Annotated in this window: 11 protein-coding genes and 1 riboswitch; of the genes, 3 read left to right on the top strand and 8 right to left on the bottom strand. The window is 73.5% G+C overall.

Annotated elements, in window-relative coordinates:
- Positions 1–65 precede the first annotated feature (65 nt).
- Positions 66–920 carry a sulfurtransferase gene (locus FM076_RS25185; protein ID WP_173873203.1) on the bottom strand — a complete coding sequence of 285 codons (855 nt, stop codon included), beginning with the start codon at positions 918–920 and terminating at the stop codon, positions 66–68.
- Positions 921–1,149: 229 nt separating this feature from the next.
- Here FM076_RS25185 and FM076_RS25180 point away from each other — a divergent pair, with 229 nt between their 5' ends.
- On the top strand, positions 1,150–1,944 hold the full coding sequence (locus FM076_RS25180; protein ID WP_173873202.1) for a VOC family protein: 795 nt from the start codon (positions 1,150–1,152) through the stop codon (positions 1,942–1,944).
- Here FM076_RS25180 and FM076_RS25175 read toward each other — a convergent pair.
- From FM076_RS25175 to FM076_RS25160, 4 genes are all read right to left on the bottom strand, one after another.
- Positions 1,910–2,632 carry a thymidine kinase gene (locus FM076_RS25175; RefSeq protein WP_173873201.1) on the bottom strand — a complete coding sequence of 241 codons (723 nt, stop codon included), beginning with the start codon at positions 2,630–2,632 and terminating at the stop codon, positions 1,910–1,912. The two genes, FM076_RS25180 and FM076_RS25175, sit on opposite strands and share 35 nt — an antisense overlap.
- An 82-nt stretch (positions 2,633–2,714) precedes the next feature.
- The gene (locus tag FM076_RS25170; protein ID WP_428815010.1) at positions 2,715–3,935 is read right to left on the bottom strand and encodes an alkaline phosphatase family protein; all 1,221 of its coding nucleotides are present in this window, start codon (positions 3,933–3,935) and stop codon (positions 2,715–2,717) included.
- A complete protein-coding gene (locus tag FM076_RS34150) occupies positions 3,932–4,531 on the bottom strand; it encodes a DUF5998 family protein (protein ID WP_173873200.1) in 600 nt (199 codons plus the stop codon). Before FM076_RS34150 ends, FM076_RS25170 begins: the two co-directional genes overlap by 4 nt.
- A gap of 82 nt (positions 4,532–4,613) precedes the next feature.
- A complete protein-coding gene (locus FM076_RS25160) occupies positions 4,614–7,361 on the bottom strand; it encodes a bifunctional GNAT family N-acetyltransferase/acetate--CoA ligase family protein (protein WP_173873199.1) in 2,748 nt (915 codons plus the stop codon).
- 125 nt (positions 7,362–7,486) lie between these two features.
- On the opposite strand from FM076_RS25160, the gene FM076_RS25155 reads away from it, so the two are divergent.
- Positions 7,487–7,768: an HPr family phosphocarrier protein gene (locus FM076_RS25155; RefSeq protein ID WP_173873198.1), complete on the top strand. Its 282-nt coding sequence runs from the start codon at positions 7,487–7,489 to the stop codon at positions 7,766–7,768.
- A gap of 183 nt (positions 7,769–7,951) precedes the next feature.
- Here the strand turns inward: FM076_RS25155 and FM076_RS25150 are convergent, their stop codons facing one another.
- The 3 genes from FM076_RS25150 to FM076_RS25140 all read right to left on the bottom strand — a co-directional run bounded on the left by FM076_RS25150 (position 7,952) and on the right by FM076_RS25140 (position 12,003).
- Positions 7,952–8,776, bottom strand: a complete 825-nt coding sequence (locus FM076_RS25150) for a M23 family metallopeptidase (RefSeq protein ID WP_173873197.1) — start codon at positions 8,774–8,776, stop codon at positions 7,952–7,954.
- 14 nt (positions 8,777–8,790) lie between these two features.
- Positions 8,791–8,951: riboswitch (cyclic di-AMP (ydaO/yuaA leader) on the bottom strand.
- Positions 8,952–9,253: 302 nt separating this feature from the next.
- Complete coding sequence (locus FM076_RS25145) at positions 9,254–10,624, bottom strand: M16 family metallopeptidase (protein WP_173874988.1); 1,371 nt, start codon at positions 10,622–10,624, stop codon at positions 9,254–9,256.
- 56 nt (positions 10,625–10,680) lie between these two features.
- Positions 10,681–12,003, bottom strand: coding sequence for a M16 family metallopeptidase (locus tag FM076_RS25140; protein WP_173873196.1), 1,323 nt, complete (start codon positions 12,001–12,003; stop codon positions 10,681–10,683).
- A 286-nt stretch (positions 12,004–12,289) separates the two neighbouring features.
- Between FM076_RS25140 and FM076_RS25135 the strand changes: the two genes are divergently transcribed.
- Complete coding sequence (locus FM076_RS25135; protein ID WP_173873195.1) at positions 12,290–14,749, top strand: DNA gyrase/topoisomerase IV subunit A; 2,460 nt, start codon at positions 12,290–12,292, stop codon at positions 14,747–14,749.
- The last annotated feature ends 400 nt before the right edge of the window (positions 14,750–15,149 follow it).

Here is a 15,149-nt window from a genome sequence, read left to right as displayed (position 1 = left end):
TTCCACCCCTTCTCGGTCCTTCGCTCCTCCCCCGGCCCCCGGCCGGGGGAGGAGCCGCGACCGCCTCAGCCCCGTTCGGGACCCGTGGCCACCGGGCGGCGTGGGTCCGCGCTCCACTCGCTCCAGGAGCCGACGTAGAGGGCCGCGTCGATGCCCGCGAGGTGCAGGGCGAGGACTTCCTGGGCGGCCGAGACGCCCGAGCCGCAGTAGACGCCGACCTCCGTGCCCGCCGCCGCCCCGAGCGCCTCGAAGCGCTCCGCGAGGGCCTGCGGGGAGCGGAAGGTGCCCGCGTCGGTGAGGTTCTCCGTGGTGGGGGCGCAGACGGCGCCCGGGATGTGCCCGGCCACCGGGTCCAGCGGCTCGACCTCGCCGCGGTAGCGCTCCGCGGCGCGGGCGTCCAGGAGCACCCCGCGGCGGGCCAGGGCGGCGGCCTCGTCGGCGGCCAGGGTGGGCAGGCCGCCCGGCGAGGGGGTGAAGTCGCCGGGCTCTGGGTGCGGAGTCCCCGTGTCGAGTTCCTCGCCCTCGTGGTGGGCCTCCCATGCCGCCAGACCGCCGTCCAGCACGCGGACGTCCGGGTGCCCGGCCCAGCGCAGCAGCCACCAGCAGCGGGCCGCCGCCCAGCCACCGCCCGCTCCCCCGGCGTCGTAGACGACGACCGGGCGGCCGGCGGTCACACCCGCGCGGCGCATCGCGGCTCCGAGGACGCCGGGCGACGGCAGGGGGTGGCGGCCGGTGCCCTCGCCGGCCGGGCCGGCCAGCTCGCTCTCCAGGTCGATGTAGACGGCGCCGGGCAGGTGCCCCTTCTGGTACCGCGGCAGGCCGGGAGGGCCGCCCGGCTCGTAGCGCACGTCGAGCAGCACGGGCGGGGTGCCGGCGGCCAGCTCGCCCGCGAGTTCGGGTACGGAGATGATGGCTGTCATGGCGCCATCTTCGCGCAGTCGCGGCGCCGCCGGACCGGGGTGGGGGGCAGGGCACACGGATCGGGGATTCTCGGCCCGAAGCGGAGAAAAGCGGCGCGGCCGGGGAGCGCGGCACGACAGGTGGTGACAGCATCTGCACTGAGCGCGTAGTCCCCACGCCGCGGCAAGGACGCCGGGGCAGCACTTCCACCGCACGACCGCATCGATGATGGTCAAGGAGCGAAGCAGAATGACGGAGGCAGCGACTCGGCTACGGCACACACCCGGAGCGCCCGCGTGGGCGAGCCTGATGGTGCACGGGCTGGATGTCGGCAAGGAGTTCTACCAGGGCCTGTTCGGCTGGGAGTTCCGCGCCGGGCCGCAGCAGCTGGGCCCGTACGTGCGGGCCGTGGCGGGCGGCCACGAGGTGGCGGGGCTCGGGAAGAAGGCGGCGGGCAGACAGCTGCCGGTGGCGTGGCTGCCGTACATGGCGAGCGCCGACGCCGACGAGACGGCGGACAGCGTCCGTTCGTACGGCGGGACCGTGGCGGTGGGGCCGCTGGACGCGGAGACGGCCGGGCGGATGGCCATCGTCTCCGACCCACACGGCGCACCGTTCGGCATCTGGCAGGACACCCAGTACCCGGCCCTGGGGACGGCCCCGCCGGGAACGCGGGGGGCGCCGGTCTGGTTCGAGCTGGTCACCCGGGAGACGGCCCTGGTGGTCAAGTTCTACCAGGCGGTGTTCGGTTACGACGCGGAGGTCGTCGAGGCGCCGGGCCTCGACTACCTGACACTGTGCACGGACGGCCGCCCGGTGGCCGGTATCCACGGGGTGGGGGACGCGCTGCCACGACACCGGGGGCCGCACTGGCGCACCTACTTCGCCGTCGAGGACCCGGATGCGGTGGCCCGGCGCGCGGGCGAGTTGGGCGGGCACGTGGTGCGGCCGCCGAACGACTCGCCGTACGGGCGCCTGGCGACGCTGGCGGACCCGGAGGGCGCGCACTTCAGTGTGATCCGGCCCGTGGCGCCGCGGTCGTGACTCCACGGCTGGGCGGCACCGGCGGCCCCGGCGGCGCGGCGGGCTCGTCGACGGGCAGCACGTCGGGCGAGAGCGCCCCGGCGCCCGCCGCGGCCGCCGTGAGGCGCCTGCGGTGGTGGCGGCGGCACAGCACCTCGTAGCCGACCTCGCCGGTGGGCTCGCCCACGTCGCCGACGACGACCTGCGCTCCCTCGACCACCATCCGGCCGCCGACCGTCCGCGCGTTGTGGGTGGCGCGCGCCCCGCACCAGCACAGCGCCTCGACCTGGAGGGTCTCCAGCCGGTCGGCCAGCTCCATCAGCCGCTGCGAGCCCGGGAAGAGACGGGTGCGGAAGTCGGTGGCGATGCCGAACGCGTACACGTCGATGCCGAGTTCGTCCACGACACGGGCGAGCTGTTCGACCTGCTCGGGCGAGAGGAACTGGGCCTCGTCGACGATGACGTAGTCGGTGCGCCCGCCGGCGGTCAGGTGCCGCACCAGGTGCTGCTGGAAGTTGAGGTCCTCGGCCACCTCGACGGCCTCGGCCACCAGACCGAGCCGGGAGGAGAGCCTGCCGGTGCCCGCACGGTCGTCCCGGGTGAAGATCATGCCCTGCAGTCCGCGTGCCGAGCGGTTGTGCTCGATCTGAAGGGCGAGCGTGCTCTTCCCGCAGTCCATCGTTCCGGAGAAGAACACCAGCTCTGGCATGGCGGTTCGAGGCCTTTCCACGTCGGGGGGAACACGAGCGGGGGGGGGGGTAGGGGGCGGCGGGGAGGGGGACGGCGAGCCGTCAGGTGCGGACCTCCAGGAGCGGCACGAGCTGTTCGGCGGGGGTCGCCGAACCGTGCATCCCGATCAGCTCGGACTCCTTGGGCTCGCGCCGGGTGGCGACGACCGCCACATCGTCGCGCATCGCGGCGACGACATCGCCGAGCCGGCCGCGCACGCGCGGCTCCACGGCGGGGCCGAACCAGCCCAGTTCGACGGCCTCCTCGCGGGTGGCCACCCACGCCTGGTCCGCGAGCACCTCGCGCCAGACGGCGTACACGTCACCGGCCGCGCCCGGGACGGCGTAGACGTGCCGCATCCGGCCCTCGCCGCCGAGCTGGGCGACCCCGGCGCTCAGTTCCCAGTCCTCGTCGAAGTCGAAGCGGGCTCCGGGGTGTGCGGGGATGTCCACCATGCCGTGGTCGGCGGTGATGTACAGCGCCGCGCGGGGCGGCAGTTGCTCGGCGAGGCGCTGCGCGAGCCGGTCCACGTACATCAACTGGCCGCGCCAGGCGTCCGAGTCCATGCCGTAGCGGTGCCCGTTGCCGTCCAGCTCCGCGTAGTAGGTGTAGACGAGGGCGCGGTCGGAGGCGGCGAGGCGTTCGGCGGCCAGGTCCATGCGGTCCTCGGCGGCCATCCGGCCCAGGAAGGTGCCGCCGGACAGGGCGATCTTGGTGAGCGGGGTGTGCTCGAAGTGCGGTGCCGTCACCTGGCAGGTGCCGATGCCCGCGGCCGCGGCCTGCTGGAAGACGGTGGGGTAGGGCTGCCACACGTGCGGGTCGGTCCACGGCTGCCAGCGCAGCTGGTTCATGATCTGCCCGGTGGCCGGGTCCAGCGCCGTGTAGCCGGGCAGCCCGTGTTCGCCGGGGACGCGTCCGGTGCCGACGGAGGCCAGCGAGGTGGCCGTGGTGGAGGGGAAACCGGAGGTGATCGGGCGGCCCGTGCCGCCCGCGGAACTCGGCAGCAGCGAGGTGAGGAACGGCGCCTCGTCGGGGTGGGCTCTTACCGCCTCCCAGCCCATGCCGTCCACCAGGAAGACGCAGGCGCGGTCGGCGGGTTCCAGGGGCAGTCCCGCCGTCATGCCGGGGACGCCGAGCCCGGCGGCGACGGAGGGCAGCAGGTCGGACAGGGAGCCGGAGCCGTAGCGCGGCACCGGCGCGGTGCGCGGGTCGAGCGGGGTGTCCGACGGGGCGGTCCCGTGCGGGGCCGTACCGAGCGGGTGGGGGGTGTTCTCCGGCGTCACTGCGAGGGTCCGACCCGGGTGCCGGCGGTGGCCTCGGACAGTGCCTGGGCGAAGGCGAGGGTCTGACGGACGGTGTCGGGGCCGTCCCCGGCCTCGCTGACCCGCAGGGAGAGGTCGTCGGCGGTGGCGGAGCCCGTGTAGCCGTGGTCGGCCTCGCAGTTGGGGTCGCCGCAGGTGGCCGGCTCCATGTCGAGCCGCGAGACGGCGCCCCAGCCGATGGTCAGGACCACTTCGCGGGGCAGGGTGCCGGGCGTGTAGGACTCCGGGTTGGCCACCACGCGGGAGAGGACGACGGAGGAGATCCGCTCCAGTTTGACCGACTCGGTGGAGGTGGTGGCGTACGGCGACGGCGAGGTGCCGTCCGCCGCCTGCTCGTCGGTGTGGCTGACGAGGAAGCGGGTGCGGGTGAGCACCAGGACCGTGACATGGCGGCGCACCTCGTTGGAGTCGAACGTCGTCTCCTGGTGCACGAGGTAGGAGGCCACAGGCTCCCCGCCCACCGCCGCCTCGACGGCCTCGGCCACGAGAGCCGGGTAGTAGCCGCTGCGTTCGATCGCCTCGCGCAGCCCCTGGGTCGTCGTACCGGTCTTCGCCATGACAGCCATCCTACGGGGCCGCACGGCGGCTCAGCCCCTGCCCGTTCCCCCGGGTACGCCCCCCTGCCCGCCGCGCCCGCCGTCAGTACGCCGGGAGCCTGCGGGCGCCCAGGTCGGGGCGGTGTCCCGGGTCGGCGACGCGGACGGCGGCGCCCAGCACGGTCACACCGCGTGGGGCGACCACCACCGGATCGAGTTCCACGGCGACCACCTGGGGATGGTCGTCCATCAGCAGCGAGACGCGCAGCAGCACCTCTTCGAGGGCCGCCGTGTCGGAGGGCTCGGCGCCGCGCCAGCCGAACAGCAGCGGCGCCGAGCGGATCGCGCGCACCAGTTCCGCGGCCTCCTTGTCGGTGACGGGCACCAGCCGGTGCGCCGTGTCGCCGAGCAGGTCGGACGGGGTGCCCGCGAGGCCGAAGGAGAGGACGGCGCCGATGGCGGGGTCCAAGGTGCCCCGGATGACGGTTCCGACACCGCGCGGGGCCATCGCCTGGACGACGGGGCGCAGCTCGCCGGGGGCGCCGAGCGCCCCGGTCAGCTCCGCGTAGGCGCGGCGCAGCCCCGCCTCACCGGCGATGTCCAGCCGCACGCCGCCCAGATCGGCGCGGTGCCGCAGGTGGGGCGCCGTGGTCTTGAGCGCGACGGGGTATCCGAGGATGCGGGCCGCCTCGGCGGCCGTGTCGGCGTCGGGCGCGGGCAGGGTGGGCTGGACCGCGATGCCGTAGCAGCGCAGCAGCCGCGCGGTCTCCTCGTCGGTGAGGGTGCGGCCGCGTTCGGGGGAGGCAGGCGTCGCGGCGGCCAGCAGCCGGTCTGCGGCGGACTCGTCGACCTCCAGGTCGGGAACCTTGCCGGGGGTGGCGGCCTCCGCGCGCCACCGGGAGTAGCGCACCGCTTCGGCCAGGGCCCGCGAGGCGCGCTCGGGTGTCGGGTAGGAGGGCAGGCCCCGGGCGGCGAGCGCCTTCTGCAGCCCCTCCATCGCCAGATGGACGACGGCCACCGGTTTGCGCGCGGCCTTCTCCCCGGCCGCGACGGCGTCGGTGGCCTCCCGCAGCGCGTCGGCGAGGGCCTCGACCTGGCCGTCGGGCGGGGTGTCCGGGCGGTGGGTGCCGACGCCGCCGGGCAGTTCGGCGGGGACGGTGGGGATGACGGTGACGAGCACGGCGTCGGTGGCCGCGTCGGCGAGGGCCTCGCGCAGCGCCCGGCCGAAGTCGCCCGGCGCGGCCGAGCCGGGCAGCGCCGTCACCGGGCGGGGGCGCAGCCCGTCGTGCAGGCACGCGTCGTAGGTCAGCAGGCTCATCGCCTCCGTGTTGCCCACGATGCCCACGTGCGGTCCCGCGGGCGGCGGCTGCTCCGCGAGGAGCACCCCGGTGTCCAGCAGTTCGGTGAAGCTGTCGACCATGAGGACGCCCGCCTGGCGCAGCAGCGCGTAGACGGTGGCGTCCGGGGTGCGGGAGGCGGGCGCGGCGTGCCCGGGCGGCGGCGCGCTGCCCCGGTGCCGGGCTCCCTTGACGACCACGACGGGCTTGCGGGCCGCCGTGCGCCGGGCGAGGCGGGTGAACTTGCGCGGGTTCCCGATGGACTCCAGGTACATCAGGACGACATCGGTGTCCGGGTCCTCGTCCCAGTGCTGGAGAAGGTCGTTGCCGGAGACGTCGGCACGGTTGCCCGCGGAGACGAACGAGGAGGGGCCGACGCCGCGCCGGTCGAGCCCGTCGAGGAGGGCGACGCCGATGGCGCCCGACTGGGTGAAGACCCCGATGCGGCCCCGCGCGGGCATCCGGATGGCAGGGGTGGCGTTCAGCCGCACGTCCGCACCGGTGTTGACGAGTCCGAGCGCGCCCGGACCGATGAGCCGCATGCCGTAGGAGCGGGCGAGCCGCACCAGGGCGCGCTGCTCGGTGCGGCCGACCCCCTCGGAGAGGACGACGAGGCCCTGCACGGCGGCCTCCCCGCAGTCCCCGACGGCCGCGCGGAGCTGGTCGGCGGGAACGGCGAGCACGGCCAGGTCGACCCGCTCGGGGATCTGCCGCACCGACCGGAAGGCGGGCACCCCGGCCAGTTCCGCCGGGCCGTGCGGATCGAGCGCGTGGTTGACGGCGTAGACGCGCCCGGTGAAGCCTCCCGTGCGCAGGCTGCCCAGTGCCGCCCGCCCGGCCCCGCCCGGGGTGCGGCTGGCGCCGACGACGGCGACCGAGCCGGGGGCCAGCAGGCGGGCCACGGAGCGGGCCTCGGCACGCTGTTCGCGGGCCCGCATGACGGCGAGGGAGCGCTCGGTGGGCTCCAGGTCGAGGGTGAGGTGGACCGAGCCGTCCTCGAAGCTGCGCTTCTGGGAGTAGCCCGCGTCCGTGAACACCTTGATCATTTTGGTGTTGGCTGGCAGCACCTCCGCGGCGAACCGGCGGATGCCGCGTTCCCGGGCGACCGCGCCGATGTGTTCCAGGAGCGCGGAGGCCACTCCCCTGCCCTGCTGGTCGTCGCGGACCAGGAAGGCGACCTCCGCCTCGTCGGCGGGCTGGCCCGCGGGGCGGCCGAGGTGGTCGATGCGGTCGTAGCGGACGGTCGCGATGAACTCTCCGCCGATGATCGCCGCGAGACCGACCCGGTCCACGTAGTCGTGGTGGGTGAACCGGCGCACGTCGCGGTCGGACAGCCGCGGGTAGGGCGCGAAGAAGCGGTAGTACTTCGACTCGTCGGACACCTGTTCGTAGAAGCTGACCAGCCGTTCCGCGTCGTCGGGCGTGATCGGCCGGACCTGGGCGGTGCCCCCGTCGCGCAGCACGATGTCCGCTTCCCAGTGGGTGGGATAGGCGCGCTCCTCGGGGGTCGGCATGGGGCCAGCGTACGGCGGAGGGGCGTACGCGGGGGCGCGCGGTGCTCGCGTCGTATCGTCGCGGTGCACGCGGACACGCGTGCGAGACTGGTCTAGACAACCTCACCGACCCGAAGGGCAACACCATGGTTGAGCGCCGCGTCACCGTCGGCTGGGCCGAGGGGCTGCACGCCCGCCCCGCCTCCATCTTCGTCCGTGCCGCCTCCGCCTCCGGGGTCCCGGTCACCGTCCGGAAGGGCGAGGGCAACCCCGTCAACGCGGCCTCCATGCTCGGCGTCCTGGGGCTGGGCGCCGAGGGCGGCGAGGAGATCGTCCTGGCCTCCGAGGCCGACGGCGCCGAGGCGGCCCTCGACCGCCTGGCCAAGCTGGTCGCCGAGGGGCTGGAGGAGCTGCCCGAGACGGTCTGACCGGACGGTGCGTCCGGGCCGTCGCCGCGGACGCGTACGAGGGGGGCGCCGCACCTGATGGTGCGGCGCCCCCCTCGTCGTTCCCGGGCCGTTCCCGGGCGGAGAAAGGAGGGGCGAAGGGACCTGGTGGTCCCTTCGCCCCTCACAGAGGACCGCCGCGAGGACGCGAGCCCGGACAGCCGGTCAGATCTTGACGCCGTGCTGGCGCAGATAGGCGATCGGGTCCATGTCGGAGCCGTACTCCGGGCCGGTGCGGGCCTCGAAGTGCAGGTGCGGACCGGAGGAGTTGCCCGTCGAGCCGGACAGGCCGATCTGCTGGCCCGCCTTCACCGTCTGGCCGACGGACACGCCGATCGAGTTGAGGTGGCCGTACTGCGTGTACGTGCCGTCCTTGTGCTTGATGACGATGTTGTTGCCGTAGGCCCCGCCGTTGCCGGCCTCCACGACCTCACCGGCGGCCACGGACCGGACCGGCGTGTTCATGCCCGCGTGGAAATCGATACCGGTGTGGCTGCCGGACGACCACATGCCGCCGCCCTGCTTGTAGCCGGTGGAGACGTAGGAGCCCTCGACGGGCAGCACGTACTGGTCGAGCTTCGCGCGCTCGGCGTCCCTGGCGGCCTTCAGCTTCGCCTCGTGCGCCTTCTGCGCCTTCTCGGCGGCGGCCTTGCGCTTGGCCTCGTCGGCCTTCCGCTTGGCCTCGGCCTTGGCCCTGGCGGCCTGTTCCTTCGCCTCGGTCTCGGCCTTGGCCTGCTCGGCCGTGAGCACCTGGTCGTAGGCCTGTTCGTCCAGCGTGTCGGAGATCGGGGCGGCGAGGGCCTCCCGCACCTGGGGGCTGTGCTGGATGCCGCTCTGGTTCTGGCCGCCACCGCTCGCGGCGAAGGCCGGGGAGGCGATGGACCCGACGACGCCCACGGTGGCGAGGCCGGCTATACCCGCCGCTCCCGCCGAGGCCTTGCGAGCCTTGCTCGGACGCCTGTGCTTGCCGGTGGCACGGGTGAACGCCATACGGAGGCGTACTCCTTTCCTTCCTTCTCGCCTACCGGGTTAGCTGACGGGTTCGGAGCAGGAAGGTCTCCTACGGACCGCCTCGTGCGAGGCCGTCCGATTCACCCCATGGGACTCGGTTGGGTCCCCGGTCCCCCTCGGGCAGTTCCCCTCGGGGATTCGGCGATCGCTGCCCGTCGGCCGCGGGTGCGGTCACTTCTGACGGACAGCGCCAACGACGCTAGACGTGGCCAACTCCGAGCGGCAAACGAATCCCCGCGTTTGTCATCTTCGCCACACTCCAACTCGCCACAACCGCAGCGGAAACGGACATCAGGAAGGGCCCGGAAGGAGTAATTCCTCCTCCCGGGCCCCGGTTTCCCCCACCGCGGCCGGGGTTCCCGAGCCGTTTCCAGGCGGTCTTCCGGGCGCCCTGGAGACACCCGCGAGCCGCCCCCGGCGCCCTCCTCGCGGCCGTCGCCCGGCGGGGAACGTGCCTCAGGAGCCGGAGACGACCGTGACCTCGCCGAGGCCCAACTCGCGTACAGGTTCGGTGATCTGGGACGCGTCACCGACCAGCACCGTCACCAGCCGGTCGGCCGGGAACGCGCTGACGGCCGCCGCCGTGGCCTCCACCGTGCCGGTCTCGGCGAGTTGGGCGTAGAGCCGGCCCTGGTAGTCGTCCGGCAGGTGCTGCTCGACCTGGTCGGCCAGCGTCCCGGCGACCGCCGCCGCCGTCTCGTAGCGCAGCGGCGCCACGCCCACCAGGTTCCGCACCGCCACGTCCCGCTCCTCGTCGGTCAGCCCCTCGGCCGCCAGCACGCGCAGCACCTGCCACAGGTCGGCCAGCGCGGGACCGGTGACATCCGTGGCGACCGAGCCGCTGATGGCCAGCAGCGAAGCGCCCGTCCCGTCCTCCGCCGAACGAAGCACCTGGCCGAAGGCGCGGACACCGTAGGTGTAGCCCTTCTCCTCCCGCAGCACCCGGTCCAGCCGCGAGGTGAGGGTGCCGCCCAGGCAGTAGACGCCCAGCAGCTGGGCCGGCCACACGCGGTCGTGCCGGTCGGGACCGACGCGGCCGATCAGCAGCTGCGTCTGCACCGCGCCGGGCCGGTCCACGATGACGACCCGTCCGGTGTCGTCGGCGGTGATGGGCGGCATCGGGCGGGCCTCGGCGGCCGAACCCGTCCAGGCGCCCAGCGTCTCGGCGAGCGCGGCGTCCAGATCCACGCCCTCCAGGTCGCCGACCACCACGGCCGTGGCGGTCGCGGGGCGCACATGGGCCTCGTAGAAGGCGCGGACGGCCGCCGCGTCGATGCGCCGCACCGTCTCCTCGGTGCCCTGCCGGGGCCGCGACATCCGCGACGCGGCGGGGAAGAGCTGCCGCGACAGCTCCTTGGCCGCGCGGCGGGCCGGGTTGGCCAGCTCGTGCGGGATCTCGTCCAGCCGGTTGGCGACCAGCCGTTCGACCTCGCTGTCCGGGAAGGCGGGGGCGCGCAGCGCGTCGGCCAGCAGGCCCAGCGCCTTGGGCAGCCGGGAGACGGGGACCTCCAGCGAGACCCGCACCCCGGGGTGGTCGGCGTTCGCGTCGAGGGTGGCGCCGCAGCGCTCCAGCTCGGCGGCGAACTCCTCCGCCGTGTGCTTGTCGGTGCCCTCGCTCAGCGCGCGGGCCATGATGGTGGCGACCCCGTCCAGCCCCTCGGGCTCCGCGTCCAGGGGCGCGACCAGGTTGACCTCGACGGCGACGACCTGCTGGCCCGGACGGTGGCAGCGCAGCACCGTCAGCCCGTTGGGAAGTGTGCCGCGCCCGGGGGTGGGGAAGGCCCACGGCTTGGGGGTGCCGCTGGGCGGCTGCGGGTGGAACTCCATGCTCTTTCCTGCCGTTTCCGCGACGGCCGCGGGGTTCGTGCTCGCCGGTGTCTCGCTCACTGCCCGGCCTCCTCGTCGTCGTTCGCCAGCGGTTCGTACACGAGAACGGCGCGGTTGTCCGGGCGCAGCCGCTGGGCGGCCACCTCGCGCACCTCCTCGCGCGTGACCTCCAGCACCCGCTGGACGGCCGTCAGCGCCAGCTGCGGGTCACCGAAGAGCACGGCGAAGCGGCACAGTTCGTCGGCACGGCCCCCGACCGTCGCCAGCCGGTCCAGCCACTCGCGCTCCAGCTGGGCCTGGGCGCGCTCCATCTCCTCCTCGGTGGGGCCCTCCTCCGCGAAGCGGCGCAGCTCCTCGTCGACCGCCGCCTCGATGTCGGCGACCTCGGCGCCGCTGGACGCCTTCACATCCAGCCAGCCGAGCGAGGGGGCGCCCGCCAGCCGCAGCATCCCGAAGCCGGCGGCCACCGCCGAGCGGTCGTGCCGCACCAGCCGGGAGTAGAGGCGGGAGGACTCCCCACCGCCGAGCACGGTCAGCGCCAAGTCGGCCGCGTCCGCGCCGCGCGTGCCGTCGTGCGGCAGCCGGTAGGCGGCCATCAGCGCGCGGGAGGGCACGTCCTCCTCCACGACCTCGCGCTTCTCCTCGCCGATCAGCTCGGGCAGCGAGCCGTCGCGCGGCGGCTGCTTGCCCCCGTGGCCGGGGATGGAGCCGAAGTACTTCTCGACCCAGGCGAGGGTCTGCTCCGGGTCGATGTCACCGACGACGGACAGCACGGCGTTGTTGGGCGCGTAATACGTGCGGAAGAACTCCTGCGCGTCCTGGAGCGAGGCCGCGTCCAGGTCCGCCATGGAGCCGATCGGGGTGTGGTGGTAGGGGTGGCCCTCGGGGAAGACCAGCGCGGTCATCCGCTCGAAGGCCGTGCCGTACGGCACGTTGTCGTACCGCTGGCGGCGCTCGTTCTTGACGACGTCGCGCTGGTTCTCCAACGACTCCTCGTCCAGCGCGGCCAGCAGGGAGCCCATGCGGTCGGCCTCCAGCCACAGGGCCAGCTCCAGCTCGTGCGCCGGCATCGTCTCGAAGTAGTTGGTGCGCTCGAAACTCGTGGTGCCGTTGAGGGAGCCGCCCGCGCCCTGCACCAGCTCGAAGTGCCCGTTGCCCTTCACCTGGGCCGAGCCCTGGAACATCAGGTGCTCGAAGAGGTGCGCGAGGCCGGTGCGGCCCTTCACCTCGTGACGGGATCCGACGTCGTACCAGAGGCAGACAGCGGCGACGGGGGTCTGATGATCCTCGGAGAGCACCACACGCAGGCCGTTGGCCAGCCGATGCTCCGTCGCTGTCAGCCCACCGGTGGCCGGCGGGGGCGTGGCCGTGTGACCCATGGGCGTGGAGTCCCTTCCGCTCGCGGGGGTTTCCCGGCCCGGTGCCGGGAACTGCCGGCCGCCTGTTGCGCCTCACGCGACCGGCGGCCCTGTCACTGTATGCAACCACGCCGACAAGGTGCGAAGTTCCCGTACGGTCTACCGAGCAGCCGCCTGTCAGTAGGGCGGTCCACAATGAGGCACAGCGCAAGAGCGCCAACACGACAGCTCGCCAGTACGACAGCCACAGCGCAAGAGCGACAGCACAAGAGCGACAGCACGAAGCAGCGAAGGAGCCGCAGCCGCGATGGCCCGCCGCAGTAAGAGCCGTACACCGGCACCGGAGCCCGGAGAGGACTTCGAGGAGCGCATCCTCGACATCGACGTCGTCGACGAGATGCAGGCCTCCTACCTGGAGTACGCGTATTCGGTCATCTACTCGCGCGCTCTCCCCGACGCCCGCGACGGGATGAAGCCCGTGCAGCGCCGGATTCTCTACCAGATGCACGAGATGGGCCTGCGCCCCGAGCGGTCGTATGTGAAGTGCGCCCGCGTGGTGGGCGAGGTGATGGGAAAGCTCCACCCGCACGGTGACTCCGCCATCTACGACGCGCTGGTGCGCATGGCGCAGGACTTCTCCATGCGGCTGCCACTCGTGGACGGGCACGGCAACTTCGGCTCGCTGGGCAACGACGACCCGCCGGCGGCGATGCGCTACACCGAGTGCCGCTCCGCCCCGGCCGCGGGCCTGATGGTCGAGTCGATCGACGAGGACACGGTCGATTTCGGCGCCAACTACGACGGCAGCGAGCAGGAGCCCGTCACCCTCCCGGCCGCCTATCCGAACCTGCTGGTCAACGGCGCCTCCGGCATCGCGGTCGGCATGGCGACGAACATGGCGCCGCACAACCTGACCGAGGTCATCGCGGCGGCCCGCCACCTGATCAAGCATCCGGGTGCCGACCTGGAGACCCTGATGGGCTTCATCCCGGGCCCGGACCTGCCCACCGGCGGCAAGATCGTCGGCAGGGAGGGCATCCAGGACGCCTACCGCACCGGGCGCGGCTCCTTCAAGATCCGCGCGACGGTCTCGGTGGAGCAGGTCACCGCCCGCCGCAAGGGCCTGGTCGTCACGGAGCTGCCCTTCGCCGTCGGCCCGGAGAAGGTGATCTCCAAGATCAAGGACCTGGTCAACGCGAAGAAGCTCCAGGGCATCGCGGACGTGAAGGACCTGACCGACCGCGAGCACGGCCTGCGGCTGGTCATCGAGATCAAGAACGGCTTCAACCCCGAGGCCGTCCTCGGCCAGCTCTACAAGCTGACGCCGATGGAGGAGTCCTTCGGCATCAACAACGTCGCCCTGGTGGACGGCCAGCCGCTCACCCTCGGCCTCAAGGAGCTGCTGGAGGTCTACGTCGACCACCGGTTCGACGTGGTGCGGCGCCGCAGCGAGTTCCGGCGCGGCAAGCGGCGCGACCGGCTGCACCTCGTCGAGGGCCTGCTGGTGGCGCTCGTCGACATCGACGAGGTCATCCGCATCATCCGGTCGAGTGAGAACGCCGCCGAGGCCAAGGCCGCGCTGATGTCCCGCTTCCAGCTCAGCGAGATCCAGACCCAGTACATTCTCGACACCCCGCTGCGGCGGCTGACGAAGTTCGACCGCATCGAGCTGGAGGACGAGCGGGACAACCTCAAGGCGGAGATCGAGAAGCTGACCAGCATCCTGGAGTCGGACGCGGAGCTGCGCAAGCTGGTCTCCTCCGAACTGTCCGCCGTCGCCAAGAAGTACGGCACCCCGCGCCGCACCGAGATCCTGGACTCCGCCGAGGCACCGCTGGCCTCGGTTCCGCTGGAGGTCGCCGACGACCCGTGCCGGGTGCTGCTCTCCTCCACCGGGCTGCTGGCGCGCACCGCCAACGGCGGCATGGACTTCACCGAGCCCGCCAAGCGCGCCAAGCACGACGTGATCGTCTCCGCCGTGCCCGCCACCACCCGCGGCGAGATCGGCGCGGTCACCTCCCAGGGGCGTCTCCTGCGGATCCAGGTCGTGGACCTCCCCCAGCTCCCCGAGTCGGCCTCCGCGCCCAGTCTCTCGGGCGGGGCACCGGTGTCGGAGTTCCTCTCCCTGGAGAACGACGAGACACTGATCTGCCTCACCACGCTGGACGAGTCCTCGCCGGGCCTGGCGATCGGCACCGAGCACGGCGTCGTCAAGCGCGTGGTGCCCGACTACCCGGCGAACCGGAGCGAGTTGGAGGTCATCACCCTCAAGGAGGGCGACCGTATCGTCGGCGCCGTCGAGCTGCGCACCGGCGAGGAGGATCTGGTCTTCATCACCGACGAGGCCCAGCTGCTGCGGTATCCGGCGGGCCAGGTGCGTCCGCAGGGCCGCCCGGCCGGCGGCATGACCGGCATCAAGGTCGGCCAGGACGCGAAGGTGATCTTCTTCGGCGCGGTCGACCCGGCCTCCGACGCCGCCGTCTTCACGGCCGCCGGAGCGGAGGGAACGCTCGACGACGCGCTGAGCACGGCCAAGCTCACGCCCTTCGACCAGTACCCGCGCAAGGGGCGCGCGACCGGCGGCGTGCGCTGCCAGCGCTTCCTCAAGGGCGAGGACAGGCTGCGACTGGCCTGGGCGGGCCCGACCCCCGCGATGGCCGCCACCAAGTCCGGCTCCCCGGCCGACCTGCCCGAGGTCGATCCCCGCAGGGACGGCTCGGGGCTCCCGCTGAAGAAACAGGTCGCCGCGGTGGCCGGTCCCGTGTAGTCCGGCACGGCCGGGCCACCGGCGCGGCCACTGGCGCGGCGCGGGCCGCGGACGGTACGGGCACCGGACGGTACGGGCAGGGTCCCGGGCAGGCGGCACGTCCGCCCGGGGCCCTGTCTTTGCGACCGGTGGGCCGGTGAGCCGACGGACCGGTGAACTGGCGGGCCCGTGAGCCGGCAGGCGGTGGATCGGTGAAGACCGGTCAGCGCGGTGCGGCGGGTCCCGGGGGGTGCGGCAGGTCCGGGACGGTGGCGCTACGGCTGGGGCCCGGAGCCCGGCGCGGCAGAGTCGGAACCGGGTGCGGCGGAACCGGAACCGGAGCCGGACACGGCGGGGTGGACGGGAGCGCGGGTGTCGTCGTACGGATCCTCGCCGTATCCGTACGGATCGTCGATCCTGG

It is taken from the genome of Streptomyces albus subsp. chlorinus (assembly GCF_013302895.1).
Classification (GTDB): Bacteria; Actinomycetota; Actinomycetes; order Streptomycetales; family Streptomycetaceae; genus Streptomyces; species Streptomyces chlorinus.
The sequence above is the reverse complement of the archived record's forward strand: the minus strand, read 5'-3'. Positions and strand labels throughout refer to the sequence as shown.